The organism is Ruegeria sp. CDSA221 (genome assembly GCF_059611825.1).
In genome coordinates, this window is the sequence record NZ_JBXWPK010000005.1 from 275,075 (window position 1) to 292,535 (window position 17,461).

The 17,461-nt window shown below is 57.7% G+C and carries 15 protein-coding genes and 1 tRNA gene; 7 read left to right on the top strand and 9 right to left on the bottom strand.

Annotated elements, in window-relative coordinates; translation table 11 throughout:
- Window positions 1-12: 12 nt before the first annotated feature.
- The 7 genes from AC2FJ5_RS10325 to AC2FJ5_RS10355 form a co-directional block, all read right to left on the bottom strand.
- Entirely contained in the window at window positions 13-1,902 is a 1,890-nt protein-coding gene (locus AC2FJ5_RS10325; protein WP_496793292.1) for an acyl-CoA synthetase, read from the bottom strand.
- 151 nt (window positions 1,903-2,053) lie between these two features.
- A complete protein-coding gene (locus AC2FJ5_RS10330) occupies window positions 2,054-3,874 on the bottom strand; it encodes an ABC transporter transmembrane domain-containing protein (protein ID WP_281972701.1) in 1,821 nt (606 codons plus the stop codon).
- A 127-nt stretch (window positions 3,875-4,001) separates the two neighbouring features.
- Window positions 4,002-4,076: transfer RNA gene (locus AC2FJ5_RS10335), tRNA-Gly, on the bottom strand.
- Window positions 4,077-4,214: 138 nt separating this feature from the next.
- Complete coding sequence (gene nagA / locus AC2FJ5_RS10340) at window positions 4,215-5,351, bottom strand: N-acetylglucosamine-6-phosphate deacetylase (RefSeq protein ID WP_496793293.1); 1,137 nt, start codon at window positions 5,349-5,351, stop codon at window positions 4,215-4,217.
- Window positions 5,348-6,376: an SIS domain-containing protein gene (locus AC2FJ5_RS10345; protein ID WP_496793294.1), complete on the bottom strand. Its 1,029-nt coding sequence runs from the start codon at window positions 6,374-6,376 to the stop codon at window positions 5,348-5,350. The genes nagA and AC2FJ5_RS10345 overlap by 4 nt, the downstream gene beginning before the upstream one ends.
- 19 nt (window positions 6,377-6,395) lie before the next feature.
- The gene (locus AC2FJ5_RS10350; protein ID WP_496708727.1) at window positions 6,396-7,145 is read right to left on the bottom strand and encodes a GntR family transcriptional regulator; all 750 of its coding nucleotides are present in this window, start codon (window positions 7,143-7,145) and stop codon (window positions 6,396-6,398) included.
- Window positions 7,132-8,007 carry a glucosamine kinase nucleotide-binding domain-containing protein gene (locus tag AC2FJ5_RS10355; RefSeq protein ID WP_496793295.1) on the bottom strand — a complete coding sequence of 292 codons (876 nt, stop codon included), beginning with the start codon at window positions 8,005-8,007 and terminating at the stop codon, window positions 7,132-7,134. The genes AC2FJ5_RS10350 and AC2FJ5_RS10355 overlap by 14 nt, the downstream gene beginning before the upstream one ends.
- A 171-nt stretch (window positions 8,008-8,178) precedes the next feature.
- Here AC2FJ5_RS10355 and AC2FJ5_RS10360 point away from each other — a divergent pair, with 171 nt between their 5' ends.
- From AC2FJ5_RS10360 to AC2FJ5_RS10390, 7 genes are all read left to right on the top strand, one after another.
- Complete coding sequence (locus AC2FJ5_RS10360) at window positions 8,179-9,063, top strand: N-acetylmuramic acid 6-phosphate etherase (protein ID WP_496701963.1); 885 nt, start codon at window positions 8,179-8,181, stop codon at window positions 9,061-9,063.
- A 24-nt stretch (window positions 9,064-9,087) separates the two neighbouring features.
- Window positions 9,088-10,341 (top strand): ABC transporter substrate-binding protein, encoded by a 1,254-nt coding sequence (locus AC2FJ5_RS10365; RefSeq protein WP_282021497.1) that lies wholly within the window; start codon window positions 9,088-9,090, stop codon window positions 10,339-10,341.
- Window positions 10,342-10,406: 65 nt separating this feature from the next.
- Complete coding sequence (locus tag AC2FJ5_RS10370; protein ID WP_496708725.1) at window positions 10,407-11,321, top strand: carbohydrate ABC transporter permease; 915 nt, start codon at window positions 10,407-10,409, stop codon at window positions 11,319-11,321.
- 10 nt (window positions 11,322-11,331) lie between these two features.
- Entirely contained in the window at window positions 11,332-12,171 is an 840-nt protein-coding gene (locus tag AC2FJ5_RS10375; protein WP_142636672.1) for a carbohydrate ABC transporter permease, read from the top strand.
- The gene (locus tag AC2FJ5_RS10380; protein ID WP_496701961.1) at window positions 12,168-13,202 is read left to right on the top strand and encodes a Gfo/Idh/MocA family protein; all 1,035 of its coding nucleotides are present in this window, start codon (window positions 12,168-12,170) and stop codon (window positions 13,200-13,202) included. The genes AC2FJ5_RS10375 and AC2FJ5_RS10380 overlap by 4 nt, the downstream gene beginning before the upstream one ends.
- A complete protein-coding gene (locus tag AC2FJ5_RS10385) occupies window positions 13,199-14,194 on the top strand; it encodes an ABC transporter ATP-binding protein (protein ID WP_496793296.1) in 996 nt (331 codons plus the stop codon). Before AC2FJ5_RS10380 ends, AC2FJ5_RS10385 begins: the two co-directional genes overlap by 4 nt.
- A gap of 206 nt (window positions 14,195-14,400) precedes the next feature.
- Window positions 14,401-16,290, top strand: a complete 1,890-nt coding sequence (locus AC2FJ5_RS10390) for a PhoX family protein (RefSeq protein WP_496793298.1) — start codon at window positions 14,401-14,403, stop codon at window positions 16,288-16,290.
- A gap of 47 nt (window positions 16,291-16,337) precedes the next feature.
- Here the strand turns inward: AC2FJ5_RS10390 and AC2FJ5_RS10395 are convergent, their stop codons facing one another.
- Together AC2FJ5_RS10395 and AC2FJ5_RS10400 are read right to left on the bottom strand one after the other, a co-directional pair.
- Window positions 16,338-16,904 carry a tetratricopeptide repeat protein gene (locus tag AC2FJ5_RS10395; RefSeq protein ID WP_496701955.1) on the bottom strand — a complete coding sequence of 189 codons (567 nt, stop codon included), beginning with the start codon at window positions 16,902-16,904 and terminating at the stop codon, window positions 16,338-16,340.
- 30 nt (window positions 16,905-16,934) lie between these two features.
- The gene (locus AC2FJ5_RS10400) at window positions 16,935-17,417 is read right to left on the bottom strand and encodes an Lrp/AsnC family transcriptional regulator (protein ID WP_425595921.1); all 483 of its coding nucleotides are present in this window, start codon (window positions 17,415-17,417) and stop codon (window positions 16,935-16,937) included.
- Window positions 17,418-17,461: the final 44 nt, after the last annotated feature.

The following is a 17,461-nucleotide window of genomic DNA, read 5'->3' on the forward strand; positions in this document are numbered from 1 at the left end:
GCCCCTCCGCGATCAGGCAGCCCACTCCCATGGCCGGGTGAACGATCCCAGCAATTTGCTGACATCGTCGTCCGAGGAACCGTTGGCGTCAAGCTGCGCGACAAGCCCGCGCTTTTTATCATCCAGAACCGAAACCACACGCGCAGCAACGCCTGCGTCTTCAAGCGCACCATTGTAGATGCGTGTGATCGCCTGCTTACGTAGCTCGGGCTTAAAGACTTTACCCACTGCCGTCTTGGGAAGTTCGTCCAGAATGGTCATGTGCTTAGGTTGCGCGGCACGCTCGTGAACGTGAACCCTGCAGTATTCCATCAGCTCCTGCTCTGTCACACTGGCCCCAGAGACCAGTTCGACAAAGGCACAGGGCACTTCGCCCGCATGGGCGTCTGGTTGACCGATCGCACCGGCAAATGCCACGGCCTCATGCCCCAACAGCGCCTCTTCGATCTCGGCCGGGTCGATATTGTGCCCGCCGCGAATGATCAAATCCTTGGCACGACCGGTGATCCACAAATAGCCATCATCGTCAAACCGGCCCAAATCACCGGTGCGCAGATATTTGTCATAGTGGAACAGGCCCACGTTCTTTTCGACCTCTGTATACGTGTTGCCCGCAAATACGCCGGGGTTCGAGATACAGATCTCACCAATCTGATCAGTTCCACATTCGGTCGGACCGTCGGGTCCATCCTGCAGGATTTTCACATCCGTATAAGGGAACGGAACGCCAATCGAACCGATCTTCTTTTCGCCATCCACCGGATTGCACGACACAAGGCAGGTGGCTTCGGTCAGGCCATAGCCTTCGACTATAGTGACGCCGGTGGCCTCTTCAAAGCGACGGAACAGTTCAACCGGCAAAGGAGCCGAGCCTGAGAAGGCTGTTTTCACTGACGAGATATCAGCGTCGACAGGGCGCTGCATTTTGGCGGAGATCGCTGTCGGAACCGTGATGATAAAGCTGACTTTCCAACGCTCGATCAGTTTCCAGAAATTGTCGAAAACGCCATCCCCGCGATATCCTTGAGGCGTCGGGAAGACCACATGTGCACCCGAACTCACCGCAGCCATGACGATCACATGCACAGCAAAGACGTGGAACATGGGCAGTGGGCACATGACCACATCGTTTTCGTCGAACAACAAGGTGCCACCACACCAGCCATTATAGATCAGGCCGGAATATTTGTGTTGTGCAACCTTGGGCATGCCGGTTGTACCACCAGTATGGAAATAGCACGCAACACGGTCTGATTTACTGTCTTCGAATGTCAGTGTCTTGGGCTGTTTCGCCAGCTCTTTGCTGAAATTCAAATAATCCGCATGAGCCAATTTAGCCTTGTCGCCCATTTTGGGACGCACAAGGGGCACGATCCACGATTTCGGAGGCGTCAGATAGCGATTCAGGTCGATTTCCAGAATTGTGTTCACACCGGGCGCGTGGCGTACGGCCTCTTCCACCTTCTGTGCAACATCGGCTTTGGGAAATGACTTTAGCGTCACAACAACCTTGGCTTTCGTCTCGCGCAAAATTGCTGCGATTTGCTCGGGCTCCAACAACGGGTTGATCGGGTTCACGATCCCTGCGACGGCCCCTCCCATAAGGGTCACCAGAGTTTCGTTGCAGTTGGGCAGAACATAGGCCACCACATCGTTTTCACCGATACCCAGAGATCTGAAAAGATTGGCGGCCTGATTGACCTTACCCAGCAGATCAGACCACGTCAGTGTCTCGGCCTTATCGGCTGGGCCGGAAAACAGCTGAAAGCTAATGGCCTTGTGGTCGGGGAACTTGGCCGCCGTTCGAGAAAGTAACTGATGAAAGGTTACCGGTACGTCTCGATCCTCCCACGGCATTTCATTTTCTATTCTTGCCTTATCGTCTAATCCCGCGAATGCCATTAGTTCCTCCCTGTACTTTTACTGCGTCACGCGCAGGCTCTCATCTAGGATGAAAGTAAAACCCGCTCATGTGCAAGTAAGGGCTTAACGGCAGAACAACTTAGAATGTAGAATGACGCTGGGGCGCAAAACAAAATATCTCGCCATCAGGTTACTCTGCTGCAACACCATCGGTAAATTGCAACCGTGCCAAACGCGCGTACAGCCCATCCTGCGATACCAGATCGTCATGCGTTCCCTGCGCAACGATCTGCCCGTTCTCCAGGACGATGATGCGGTCGGCTTTTTTCACGGTTGCCAATCTGTGCGCAACAATCAGCGTCGTCCGCCCTGCACGCAACCTGTCGACAGCCCCTTGCACAGCGCGCTCGCTTTCAGCGTCCAATGCCGATGTCGCCTCATCCAACAACAGGATCGGAGCATCGCGCAGAATGGCGCGGGCGATGGCGATCCGCTGTTTTTGTCCCCCGGACAGCATGACGCCTCGCTCTCCTACAAAGCTGTCATAGCCTTCGGGCAGCGTCGAGATGAATTCGTGGGCCGCAGCTGCGCGAGCTGCGTCTTCAACCTCGGCATCCGTCGCATCGAGCCGCCCAAATCGGATATTTTCGCGCGCCGATGCTGCGAATATCGTGGGATCCTGAGGCACAAGTGCCATATGACGGCGGAAATTGGAACGATCCAAATCTCGCAGGTCAATGCCATCCAAACAAACGCGTCCCGAGTCAGGATCATAGAATCGCTGAATCATCTGGATCACGGTTGTTTTTCCAGCCCCCGAGGGGCCGACAAATGCGACGGTTTCCCCGGGGTTGACTGTCAGCGACAGTTCATTCAATGCCACGACATCCGGACGCGCCGGGTAGCGGAAAGTCACATCGTCGAACTGAATCTCGCCGCGCACGGGCGCGGGGAAAGCTTGCGCTTGGCCGGGATCGTTCACGGTGTCCTGAGCATTCAACAACTCGACCAACCGCTCGGTCGCACCGGCCGCACGCTGCAATTCGCTCCAGATTTCGGACAGGGCCGCGACCGAACCGGCCATGATGATCGAATAGATCACGAACTGGATCAGAACGCCCTCGGTCATGACACCGTTGCGGACATCATTCGCCCCCATCCACAACACGCCGACGATTCCGGAAAACACCAGGAATATAACGATAACGGTCAACACGGCCCGGGTCTGAATTCGGCGCAGCGAGACAGTATAGGACGTTTCGGTCATCTCACCGAACTGATTTCGGCTGGCCTGCTCATGGGTAAAGGCCTGAACGGTTTGAACTGCGCTCAGCGCTTCACCGGCGTTGCCCGATGAGGCTGCGATCCAGTCTTGGTTTTCCCGGCTAATAACCCGCAGGCGCCGCCCCAATACCAGTATCGGAACCACAACCAGCGGAATCAGCAACAAGACCATCCCGGTCAGCTTGGCCGAGGTCAGCAGCATCAGCACAAGCCCGCCCAGAAACATCAACATATTGCGTAGAGCGATCGAGACTGACGAGCCCAGCACGGATTGAATCAGCGTGGTGTCGGTCGTGATCCGGCTCAGCACCTCACCCGTCATGATACGTTCATAGAATTCGGGGCTCATCCCGATGACGCGATCAAAAACGGCTTTGCGGATATCGGCGACAACGCGTTCGCCCAGGCGCGTAACAAGCGCGTAGCGGATACCTGTTCCGACGGCCAGAATCGCGGCGATGCCCAGCGCCGCCAGAAAGTACCAATCCAGTAGCTCTCCGTCTTCGATCCGAAAGTTGTCGACCACACGGCGGACAGCCAAAGGCAATGTCAGCGTCATGCTGGCGGTCAGAACCAAGGCCAAAGAGGCCCCAATCATTTGCAATCGATAAGGCTTCATGAATGGCCAGAGCGAAGCCAGAACACCGATCTTCCTGGACCTGGCCCGTTCCTCAGCCGCACCGGGTGCGGGTTTTGCTGCTGGACTGGCTGAGACGGGTTTTGCCATGTCAGGCCCTTACTTCGTGTTCGAATTCCGGTATCCCGCTTCTTGGCGTCTACAACCCGCCGGGTCAAGCGGTGCAGCCGAATGGCCCAAACGAAAGGCTATTTGACGCAGATTTTTGGGGCTGATTTGGAGCGGGCGGCGGGAATCGAACCCGCTTCATCAGCTTGGAAGGCTGAGGTAATAGCCAGTATACGACGCCCGCTCAGCGGTGGCTGGTTTATGCCATGCCCAAGGTGTCGTCAAGCACAGTTCGCACGTGAAATACAAAATCATATGACACCCGGGGACGGACCCCGGTGCATCGGTATTCCCGGGGTCGTTTCGGCAGCGCGCGGCTTATTCAGCGCGCGGTATTCGCCCAATCGCAAGATTCAAGATCCGCCGAAATACGGATCATGGATGCCAGATTCATACTGGAAGATTCGGCCAAGCCAATCAGCTTCGCAGGATAGGTCGTTGCGGCGCTCAGCGCATCCTTCAGCGGGACACCGACAATTTTGACAAGGATGCGAACAGCCGTCGTCAAATCCAGATCAGCCCCTGCCAGCGTTCCATTTTCAAGCGTCAGGCGGCCATCCGTTCTGGTAATACGGCGCCCTTCAAGGTTGAATTCGGCATCCTCTGTTCCGGCAACAGCCATGGCATCGCTGACCAGAAATATCCGGGCCGGCCCGGTCTTTGCCGCCCATGCCGCCCTCATGACCTCAGGGTGTACGTGTATACTGTCGGCAATCAGACCCGCAGACAAACCCGCATTGGCCAGCGCCGCCCCTACAAGTCCAGGCTCGCGGTTTCCAAGCTGGCTCATGGCGTTGAACAGATGTGTGACACAGCGCGCGCCCGCCGCAGCATAACGTTGACAGGTCGCAAAATCCGCATTGCTATGACCCAGAGACACCAGAATTCCGGCCTCAGCCAAAGAGGTAACCTGTCGCTCAGACACAGCTTCTGGCGCCAGGGTTACTTTGAGGCAAGGCAATCGGCTGGCCGCGGCTATCAGGGTGGTCAGATCATCTTCATCCATCGGGCGGATCAGCGCCGCGTCATGCGCCCCTTTTCGCGCCAACGAAAGATGCGGTCCCTCCAGATGCAATCCAGCGACACCGGGAACACCGACATCCACAGCCTTGATCGCGGCCTCTATTGCCTGCTGGGTCTTAGCCGCAGTGTCGGTAATCAGGGTGGGCAAAAAGGATGCGACGCCAAGCTTTCTATGCGCTTGAGAAATGCGCTGGATAGTCTCGACAGAAGGATCATCGTTGAACATGACACTACCGCCGCCATTGACCTGTAGGTCCACAAATCCGGGGCAGAGAATATCACCGTTCAGATCGACCTGCTGCCCGGCGATTTCGGTTCCGTCTGCCGGGGTGATCTCGGACAAATTACCTTGGCGAAACACAACCGCCTGCCCCTCCAGCAGGCGTGTGCCGTCGAAATAGGTGCCGTTTCTGAATACAACCGTCTCAGAGGTCATACAGTTTCCGTAACTTTCTTAAGGTGACGCGGGGCATCTGGGTCAATTCCGCGATTGCAGGCGACCGATTCAACCATGCTGTAGAACGATGTGATGGTGCTGATGGGATCGGTCAGCCAATGGTCCGTTCTGACGACCGGCAGAGGCTGCGCCCGTTTCACCGCCGAGGTTGCGGCAAAAACGGTAGCCCCTTTTGCCGCCAAAGCATCAGCCGCTTCTGCCGTTGTTTGTTCAGCGGCATCACCGGCGGCGAACACAATGGTTGGAAACCCTTCTTCAACGATTGAGACCGGCCCGTGCAGAACTTCGGCAGTCGAATAGCTCTCGGCGTGGATCTGGCAGGTCTCTTTGATCTTCAGCGCCGCTTCATTCGAGATCGCCAGCGATGGACCGCGACCTAAGGTAAACAGGGACCGGCCGGAAATCGCATTGGCGGCCGGGGTCCAGTCGCATCGTGCAGCCTTCCCAAGATACCCGGGCAATGACCATATGGCCTGCTTCAGCTCAGCCTCATCCGCGATTTCCGCCAGCAACCACAGCCCCGCCACCAGAGACGTCACAAAGGTCTTGGTTGCTGCCACACTCAATTCCGGTCCGGCATGAAGATGCAGGACGGCATCCGTGGCATTTGCAAGGTGGGATTCCGTATTGTTCGTAATGGCGACCGTCACGGCACCAGATCGTTTCAGCGCGCGCGTCATGCCAACGATGTCCGGGCTTTGACCAGATTGCGACACCGATATGCTCAACGAACCCTGCGCCCGAAGCTCGGCACCATAGATCGAGTTGACCGAGGGCCCGACCGAGGCAACAGGAAGGTTCAGCAACAGTTCGCATGCATATTTCAGATAGGTGCAGGCGTGATCCGAAGATCCTCGCGCCACCGTGACCAGAAAACGCGGATCAGCATCGCGCGCCAACTGCGCGGCGTGGCGGATATTGTCAGCCCCATTGCTGAGCAATCGGTCTACGGCATCAGGAATTTCCAGAATTTCCTGACGCATCTTCGAGATTTCTACGGACATCTAGTTCCGTCCTTTCAGGTTACAACCGCAATTCAGCGACAAAATCATACGCATCGCCGCGATAAAGTGAGCGTGTCAGTTCGGCGACGCGTCCGTTTCTGAGAAAAGAAACACGTTCAATATTCAGCCCAGCGGCTCCCTCGGGAACATCAAGCAGTTCAGCCTCACGCGCGGCCAAATTCAGGGCCGAGATCTTCTGAACCGCCCGAACAGGACGGCGGCCCAACTGCTCCAAGACCTCGTACAGAGAGGTGGTCACTTCGATCGGGTTCGGCAGGATATCCAAAGGTAGCGCCGCTTTTTCCAGCGCCAGTGGACGGCCATCGGCTTCGCGCAATCGGTAGATACGAGAAATTTGCTCACCCTCGGACAAGCTCAAGGCGGCAATCTCTTCCTGTGTCGGGGCAAAAACCCCCCGCTCCAGCCATTTCGAGGCGGTCTTCATTCCGCGGCTGGTCATGTCTTCGGTGAAGGATGTCAGATGCGTCAGCGATTGTTCGACCCGCGCCATACGCTCGCGGATGAACGAGCCCGAGCCCTGACGCTGTTCGATCACGCCCTCTTGGACAAGCTCTTGAATCGCCTTGCGCACAGTGACGCGCGACAGGTCGGTGATCTCGACAAGTTCCCTCTCGGACGGCAGCGACGAATTGGGGGGCAGAACGCCGGTATCAATGCCCTCCTGCAGCCTGCGCCGCAGCTGCACATATCGCGGGCCGTTGTCAGCGGTCAGCCAGGATTCCGAGCGCAGAAAATCAGCGATGCTCATGTTCTACCTCCTTCGCCAGGGCAAGCGCCCCGTCGAGCGGTTCTCCTAACGGCGCGCGCAGGTCGGATTGCATGTTTTCGGGCAGATACGACGCGTATTGACCACCAATACCGCCCGTCAGGCACAGCGCGGTGCCCGGGCTCCACCCCAGACGCGCGGCTGTATCGGCCAGGTAAGCAGCACCTGCCTGCATGATGTGTTGCGCGGCCTCGTCTTCATTCTGAGCCGCCAAGGTCACTTTTGGTGCAATGGCACCAAACTGCGCAGGGTCTGCAGCCCCCGCAAAGCGAACGATCCCGGCAGGTCCGTCATGCTCGGACAGCAAAGTGGTCAAAAGGTCCGAACGGGTCTGCGTTCCATCAAACGCACGCAATGCCAAGGACAATGCCATCCTTCCAACCCACTGGGCCGAGGCTTCATCCCCCAAGACCGAGCCCCAGCCACCGGCAAAGCGCATGTCTCTACCAGTTTGTCTGGCCAGAAATGAGCCTGTACCACAATGGGCAATCAGCCCGTCCTGCGCACCCAGCGCCCCGCGCAAGGCTGCGGGACGATCATCCTCTATCCGGGCGTGCTTTAGACCAAGCGCATCCCTCAGGCGGGTTGCGATTGTCTGATCCGTGACCCCAGCCAAACCAACAAAGGCAGGACTTGCCAACAAGCCCTCAACCCCGATGCCAAGCTTGCCAGACAGCTGGTCTAACCCAAGTTTTATCTGTGAAACACCGGCCTCAAAATCAGTCGAGACATTCGCAGCACCGACCTCAACACCGTGAAAAACTCCGGCAACCTCGCAGGCAACGCGACACCGCGTTCCACCGCCATCAATGGCCAGCACAGCATTATTCAGGGACTCAGTCATGACAATACCAATACAATACCTATTTCGATTAGAAAAGCCTCGTTTTATACTATTTTCGCCAATATCTTGATTTTTCCTTTAAAATCAGCACTTAAATAATATCGAAAAGAAAATGTTGGACAGGTGGTATTAAATAGGTATTGTAATCGGGAAACCTGGGAGGGGATTCTCTTGACGCTGCCGTCAACCGAACAACTGCACCGCGACGCCGCCAGCCTGAGCCGCGAAGACCTGACAGGGTCGGCGCTGTTGCTGGCCGAGGGGCAGATCGCTGCTGCAGCGGCGGTGCGTTCGGCCACGCAGGCTATTGCATTGGGCGCCGCTGCGATGGCCGAGACACTCCGGTCGGGCGGCATGCTGCACTATGTTGCGGCGGGCTCGTCCGGTTTGATGGCGGCGGCTGACGCGCAAGAGCTGGGCGGGACCTTCTCGATCACGCCGGATCAGTTGCGGATTCACATGGCTGGTGGTCTTCCGACGGGTGTCGAGATGCCGGGTGATTCCGAAGACGCCGACGGTGACCTGCGTGAAGCGCTGAACAGTTTGTCAGCCCGGGACACGGTGATCGCCGTATCCGCAAGCGGGTCGACCCCCTACACGATGACAGCCGCAGGCATCGCCCGTGCAAAAGGCGCGACCTTGATCGGCATCGCCAATAACGCCAACAGTCCCCTGCTGACACAGACCAACATCCCGATCCTGCTAGCCACCCCGCCCGAACTGATTTCGGGATCAACGCGGATGGGCGCGGGAACGGCGCAAAAGATCGCTTTGAATATGCTGTCGTCGCTGATGGCGCTGGACCTTGGCCACGTACATGGCGGCATGATGGTCAACCTGCGCGCAGACAATGACAAACTGCGCGCCCGCGCGGCCGGAATCGTCACCCGCATTGCCGAGGTGGACACAGACGCAGCAAAGCGCGCACTGGAAGCAACGCGCGGTGATGTGAAGCCCGCCGTGCTTGTCGCCGCAAAAGGTGTTTCGGCATCCGAAGCCACCGAACGCCTACGAACATCAGACGGAATCCTAACGGCCGCACTGGCCATAGAATAATAACCATCAATCGGGAGAATATGGATGACTAAGAATAGCTTGAAACTTGCTCTGCTAGGCACGACGCTGATGGCGTCGGCTGCCTATGCGGATGATGTGACCCTGACCATCGAGAGCTGGCGAAATGACGACCTGACCCTATGGCAGGACCAGATCATCCCTGCGTTTGAGGCCAAACACCCCGGCATCAAAGTGCAATTTACACCCTCGGCCCCGGCAGAATACAACGCTGTCCTGAACTCGAAACTGGATGCGGGCTCGGCTGGCGATCTGATCACCTGCCGTCCTTTCGATGCATCACTGGCCCTCTATGAGGCCGGCCACCTGAGCGACCTGTCGGGTGTCGAAGCGATGAACAACTTCTCGGATGTCGCCAAGTCGGCCTGGCAAACGGATGACGGCTCGGCCAGTTTCTGCGTTCCGATGGCGTCGGTGATCCACGGGTTCATCTATAACAAGGACGCGTTTGCCGAACTGGGTATCGAAGTTCCCACAACCGAGGACGAGTTCTTTGCCGCCCTCGACAAGATCAAGGAAGACGGCACTTATATCCCGATGGCGATGGGCACCAACGACCAGTGGGAAGCCGCCACTATGGGTTATAACAACATCGGCCCGAACTATTGGAAAGGCGAAGAGGGCCGCCAGGCGCTGATCGCGGGCGAGCAAAAGCTGACCGATGAAGCCTGGACCGCCCCCTATGCCACCCTGGCCCGTTGGGGCGCTTATCTGGGTGATGGATATGAGGCGCAGACCTATCCCGACAGCCAGAACATCTTTACCTTGGGTCGCGCAGCCGTCTACCCTGCGGGATCCTGGGAAATTTCGGGCTTCAATGCGCAGGCCGATTTCGAAATGGGCGCCTTTAAGCCGCCAGTCCAGAATGCGGGCGATACCTGCTATATCTCGGACCACACCGACATTGGCATTGGTATGAATGCGGCCACCGCGAATCCCGAAGCTGCCGAGACGTTCCTGGCATGGGTCGCAAGCCCGGAATTCGCCGAAATCTTCGGCAACGCCCTGCCTGGCTTCTTCCCGCTCTCGAACACTCCGGTCGAGCTGCAGGACCCGCTGGCCAAGGAAATCGTAGGCTGGCGCGAAGAGTGTGAATCGACCATCCGCTCGACCTATCAAATCCTGTCGCGTGGCACACCGAACCTTGAAAACGATACCTGGGGCGCTTCGGTTGCCGCCATCAAAGGCGCAAAATCCCCCGAGGAACTGGGTGCCGAACTGCAGGAAGGCCTGGCCTCCTGGTACGCTCCGCATCAGTAAGCTGATCCATACCCGGGCGGTGCCGACCGCCCGGGTAACTCCGACACCCCTTTGAAAGCAATCCCATGACCCGCCCCCGCATCCGCTGGCATATCGTTGTATTTCTGGCACCTGCCGTACTCGTCTATACCGCTGTGATGATTTTCCCGCTGTTCAACACACTGCGCCTTGCACTGTATACAGAGGTTGATCAGGCTCGCGTGTTTGTCGGATTGCAGAATTTCCAGACGCTGTTTTTCGATCCCAACTGGTCGGATCAGTTCTGGAATGCTCTGGGTAATAATTTTTGGTTCTTCCTGATCCATATGTTGGTTCAGAACCCGATCGGCATCGCGCTGGCCGCCCTTCTCAGCCACCCCCGCCTACGGTTTGCGGCCCTCTATCGCTCGGCCATCTTCATTCCAACGATCCTCAGCTTTGTGATCGTGGGCTTTGCCTGGAAACTGATCCTGTCACCGATCTGGGGCATAGCGCCCTCGATGCTGGACGCGGTTGGGCTAAAGTCGCTCTTTGCGCCATGGTTGGGCAAAGAGGAATACGCGCTGACCACGCTGGCGCTGATCTCGGTCTGGCAGTTCGTAGGCATCCCGATGATGCTGATCTATGCCGCCCTGCTGACCATCCCCGAAGAAATCCTTGAGGCCGGAGAGATCGACGGCATCACCGGGGCCTCGGCCTTCTGGAAGATCAAACTACCGCTGATCCTGCCCTCGATCGGGATCATCTCGATCCTGACCTTTGTAGGAAATTTCAACGCATTCGACCTGATCTATGCCTCACAAGGCGCGCTGGCGGGGCCGGATTTCTCAACCGATATTCTAGGTACTTTCATGTATCGCACATTCTTCGGCTTCCAGTTGCAACTAGGCGACCCGCATATGGGGTCCGCCATCGCCGGGGCCATGTTCGCAATCATCCTGGTGGGCGTCTGCATCTATCTGTTCGGCATCCAGACCCGGATGCGCCGGTATCAACTGTGAGGGCCAAGTGATGAACAAAGCACGCCAAAACCCCCTCAACACCGCAGCAATGCATGCCGGGTTGATCCTGTACACGCTGATCGCGCTGTTCCCGGTCTTTGTGATCCTGATCAACAGCTTCAAAACCCGCCGGTCGATCTTTCGCGAACCGCTGGCCCTGCCCAACGCAGACAGTTTTTCGCTGATCGGCTATGAGACGGTGATGAAGCAGGGAGATTTCTTCCTCTACTTTCAGAACTCGATGATCGTCACCGTGGCGTCGTTGTTCTTTATCCTGCTGTTCGGTGCCATGGCGGCCTATGCGCTGTCCGAATACCAGTTCAAAGGCAACCTGCTGATGGGCCTGTATCTGGCACTGGGGATCATGATTCCGATCCGCATCGGCACTGTCGCAATCCTTGAGATGATGGTGGCGACCGGGTTGGTGAACTCACTTTGGGCGCTGATCCTGGTCTATACGGCACAGGGTTTGCCGCTGGCTGTGTTCATCCTGTCCGAATTCATGCGACAGGTCAGTGATGATCTTAAGAATGCCGGGCGCATTGATGGGCTGTCGGAATATACGATCTTCTTCCGCCTGGTGCTGCCACTGGTGCGGCCCGCCATGGCGACGGTGGCGGTGTTCAACATGATCCCGATCTGGAACGACCTTTGGTTCCCGCTGATCCTGGCCCCCGCCGAAGAGACCAAGACCCTGACGCTGGGCAGCCAGGTCTTTATCGGTCAATTTGTCACCGACTGGAACGCGGTCCTGTCAGCCTTGTCGATGGCAATCCTGCCGGTCCTGGTTCTCTATGTCATATTCTCACGCCAGCTGATCCGCGGCATCACGTCAGGGGCTGTCAAATGACACGTGTTCTGATCGCAGGTCTTGGCAATATGGGGTTCAGCCACGCGCTGGCCCATCACCATCACCCGGACGTGCAAATTGCTGGGCTGGTGAACCGATCCGGGCGCGTGGATGACCCCGATCTGGCGGATTATCCTGCCTATTCGGATTTCGAAACCGCGCTGGCCGAAACAAACCCGGATCTGGTCGTGATCGCCACCTATTCCGACAGCCATGCGGATTATGCCTGTGCGGCGATGGAAGCCGGGGCGCATGTCTTTGTAGAGAAACCGCTGGCCACCAATGTCGCTGATGCGCGGCGCGTGGTCGAAACCGCCACCCGACTGAACCGCAAATTGGTTGTTGGCTACATCCTGCGCCACCACCCCTCGTGGGTGCGGCTGATTGCCGAGGCCCGCAACCTGGGTGGGCCTTATGTATTCCGCCTGAACCTGAACCAGCAATCCAGCGGCGCGGAATGGGAGACGCATAAAGCGTTGATGCAGACCACCTCGCCCATCGTGGATTGCGGCGTTCACTATGTCGATGTGATGTGTCAGATCACCGATGCCCGGCCCGTCCGTGTCCACGGAATGGGTCTGCGCCTGTCAGATGAGATCGCGCCCGACATGTACAATTACGGGCAGTTTCAGGTGGTTTTCAATGACGGCTCGGTCGGCTGGTATGAGGCCGGCTGGGGCCCGATGATGTCGGAAACCGCGTTCTTCGTGAAAGATATAGTGTCGCCCAACGGTTCGGTCTCGATCACCGACGGGAACAAGGGCGCCTCGGCGGATATTGACGGCCACACAAAGGTTGGCGGTCTGCTAGTCCACACACCGCAAGGCGACCACACAATCGACATGCCCGGTGAACCCGGTCACCAGGAACTCTGCGATGCCGAACAGGGCTATATGCTGCGCGCCATCGCCGAAGACATAGACCTGACGCGTCATATGAATGACGCTGTCCAATCCCTTGCCATTTGCCTGGCCGCAGATGAAAGCATCCGCACTGGCCAGCCCGTTTCCTTTGAGGAGCAAGCGACATGACCGCCCTGACGCTGAACAAAATCAATAAATCCTTCGGCAATGTGCATGTCCTAAAAGACATCACGCTTGAAGTCGAAGACGGCGAGTTTGTCGTCTTTGTCGGCCCTTCGGGCTGTGGCAAGTCCACCCTGCTGCGGGTGATTGCGGGGCTCGAGGATGCATCGTCCGGTGAGATCAACATTGGAGGTCAGCAAGTCAATCTGGTGCCGCCGTCCAAGCGTGGGATCGCGATGGTGTTCCAAAGCTATGCGCTCTATCCGCATCTCAGCGTGCGGGGCAACATGACCCTGGCGCTGAAACAGGAAAAACAATCCAAGTCAGTGATCGAAGACCGAGTCGCCATTGCCAGTCGAATGCTGAACCTGGAACCCTATCTGGACCGCTTCCCGTCCGAACTCTCAGGCGGTCAGCGTCAGCGGGTTGCCATTGGCCGCGCCATCGTGCGCGAACCCAAACTGTTCCTGTTTGATGAGCCTCTGTCCAACCTGGACGCGGCTTTGCGGATGAACACACGGATCGAGATCGCCAACCTGCACCGCGCGCTGGACGCCTCGATGATCTATGTCACCCATGACCAGACCGAGGCCATGACATTGGCCGACAAGATCGTCGTTCTGCGTGACGGCCAGGTAGAACAGATCGGCAGCCCGATGGAGCTGTATAACAACCCCGCCAACCAGTTCGTGGCAGGGTTCCTCGGCTCGCCGTCAATGAATTTTCTGCCTCAAGGATTGCTCAACGAAAGCGGTCAGAACACGATCGGCATTCGGCCCGAGGATCTGTTCCTTGCAGATGACGGCCCGCTCACTGCACGCGTCAGCCATGTTGAGAAGCTGGGCGGAGACACAAATGTCATCGCGCAGATCAACGAACACGCCATAACCGCCCGGCTGTTTGGCCAGCATGCGATATCCGAAGGGCAGGAATTGCGTTTCGCCTATTCTCCGGACAAGGCCTATCGGTTCAATGCGGACGGTCAGCGCCTTACCTGACCGCTTTTCCTGTCAAAAAGCCAATAATAACAAGATGTGATCAGCCCGTTTTGACGGGCTAATCCAATCGGCGTATCCTAACGCATCCTAAGTTTATCTGTTTCCTGAGTATCCCGGCGCCATCGTTATTGGCGCTGTTATCACCCTGTCACAAATGCCCCCTAAATCCGTTTCATCGACTTTTCACAGACAGCCAGGAGCAATCCATGAAAGACGTTGACCCTACCACACTTTCCGCCGACGACTGGGACGAGCTGCATTTCCCCCGCCCCGAAGAAAACGACTTTGACCGTGTCGTCGAAAGCGCCATTTCCCGCCGCGGATTTCTGTCCGGTGTCGTGGCTTTCGGCTCTGGCGCGGCTGCGTTGGGAACCGGCCTGTTTGGCTCGACCTCGGCGCAGGCACAGGCTGCATCCCGCTTTGCCTTCACGCCAATCGCCGCACAGACCGACGGCACCGTCCATGTGCCCGAAGGGTACGACTGGCAGATCCTGATGCGCTGGGGCGACCCGCTGTTTTCGGATGCCGATGGCTATGACCTAGCCGAGGGCGGCCCAGTCGAGAACTCGGACCGCATCTTTGGCGAGAATACCGACGGAATGGAGACCTTTATCTTCCAGGGTCATGAGCTGATTGCGATCAATCACGAATATCCGAACGGTAAGATCAACCTGCCCGCCGCGCAGGAAGGCGTTCCAGCCAGTGCTGACGACGTGCGCAAACTGCAAAACCTGCAGGGTGTGACCGTGATGGAAATCACCGAAGGCCCCGAAGGCTGGTCCGTGGTTAAAGACAGCCCGTTCAACCGGCGCATTCACCACAACACTGAGATGAACATCGTCGGCCCCGCCGCTGGCCACGATCTGCTGAAGACCGAGGCCGACCCGACCGGCACAACCTCGCTGGGCACCATGAACAACTGCGGTGCAGGCAAGACGCCTTGGGGCACGTATCTGACCTGTGAAGAGAACTTTAACGGCTATTTCGGCTCCAGCGACGAAAACGCCAGCTACGATCAGAAGGTTGCGGACGGCTTCAAGCGCTATGGTGTCAAAGCCGAAAGCTGGAACGGCTACGAGCTGTTCGACCCACGGTTCGATACCTCCAAAAACCCCAATGAGCCGCACCGGGTGGGCTGGATCGTCGAAATCGACCCGACCAAACCGGACAGCACCCCGGTCAAACACACTGGTCTGGGTCGCTTCAAGCATGAGAATGCCGAGGTGACTCTGGCCGCTGATGGCCGCGTGGTTGTCTATATGGGCGATGATGAGCGGGGCGAGTATCTGTACAAATTCGTCTCGAACGGAACCTATCAGCCCGGCGGCGAAACCCAGAGCCTGTTGAACGACGGCACGCTTTATGTGGCGAAATTCGATGACGACATGACAGGCACCTGGCTGCCGCTGACGCCGGATGCAACAGGCATGGATGCGGCGGATATTGCGATCTTTACCCGAATGGCGGCGTCCAAAGTAGGTGGCACCACAATGGACCGTCCTGAATGGGTGGCCTCCAGCCCGGTAGCGGTTGAAGCCTATTGCTGTCTGACCAACAACAAGAACCGCGGCGTGAAACCAAATGCCGGGGGCGACGACACGTCGACCAACGGACCCAACCCGCGTGAGGCCAATAAATATGGCCAGATCGTTCGCTGGAAGCCGGACAACGACGACCACGCAGTCGACGCGTTCGTTTGGGATCTCTATGTCATGGCGGGCAATCCGACAGTGCATTCTGACGCCCGCGCCGGGTCGGCCAATGTGAACGAGGGCAACCTGTTCAACTCACCCGACGGGATGACCATCGACTCGACCGGTCTGGTCTGGATCCAGACCGACGGCAATGACGACAATGAAGAAGACTTCGCAGGCCACGGCAACAACCAGATGCTGGTCGGCGATCCGGTCACAGGCGAAATCGCCCGTTTCATGACCGGTCCAAACGGGTGTGAGGTCACGGGTCTGGCCTGGTCCAGCGATCTGCGCACCATGTTTGTCGGCATCCAGCATCCCGGCAGCGAATGGCCGGATGGTGGCACACCGCGCTCGTCGGTGATCACGATCAAGCGCACCGATAACGGGCTGGTCGGTTAAGCTGTTCCAGATTGTCCCCGGTCCTATGGGTCGGGGACGTCTATTCCTCAGATATCCTCACCGGGCGGCTCCAACGGTCCGCCTGGAGCCATCAAGTGGCGCTCGGACAGCCAGGGATTAAGCTCCAAAGCATGTGACAGTGCCGCACGGGCTTCATCTATCCGATGCAAGCCAAGCAGCGTCAGGGCGCGCCCGCTGATCGCCGCGACATGGTTCGGAGACAGCTCGATCGCCTTGTCCAGATCCGGCAACGCAGATGCGAAATCCTGGCTAAGATAATATGCAAAGGCGCGCTGATTGTACCCCTCGGCATAGTGCGGGCAGTATTCGATGAGCTTGTCAAACTCCTCGATGGCGCCCCGAAGGTCCCAGCCACTGCGGCGGGTCATGCCCCGGTCCAGCACGGCCTGCGCAACAGCGTCGGGCGCATCGGTCCAGAACTCCCATAACTGATTGGAAAATGTCTGGGCTTCGGCCTCGTTTCCAACATCCTGAATTTGCGCGATTACGGCCGAGATGCTTTCGGTATGATCCGGCGAGGACGGGCATTCTTCAGACCAGGCGACACCCGGAGGGGCCGCCAACACTAGCAGAGGGAACACAAAACGCTTCATACGCGTATGGTGACGCGCTTGCGCAATTCGTCAACCCACCCTGTCCAAAGCGCCTGAAACAACGGTTTCCTTAACTGCCTCCATCGCCACAAAGGTCGAGGTATTCGCCACATGCGGAAGCGAGGATATCTTCTCAGCCAAAACGGCGCGGTATTCCGACATTGAACCAGTGCGGATTTTCAGCAGATAGTCGAAATTCGACGCGATCATATGAGCTTGCTCGATTTCGGGCACCTTGCGGACTGCGGCGTTAAACTCGGCCAGTGCCTTCTCTCTCGTGTCGGTCAGGCGCACCTCGACAAAAGCCACATGGTCCAGCCCCAGTCGGATCGGGTCCAGTAGGGCGCGATACCCGGTGATCACCCCGCTAGCCTCAAGTCGCTTTAGACGCGCCTGGGTTGGGGATTTCGACAGCCCGATCCGCCGCGCTAGGTCGGCAACTGATATGCGCCCATCCTCTGAGAGAATCGCCAAGATCGCTCGATCAAACCGATCCAAATCCGGAAAGTTCATTTGCACGGCATTATCCCCTAAATACAGTCCATCCGACCAGATGA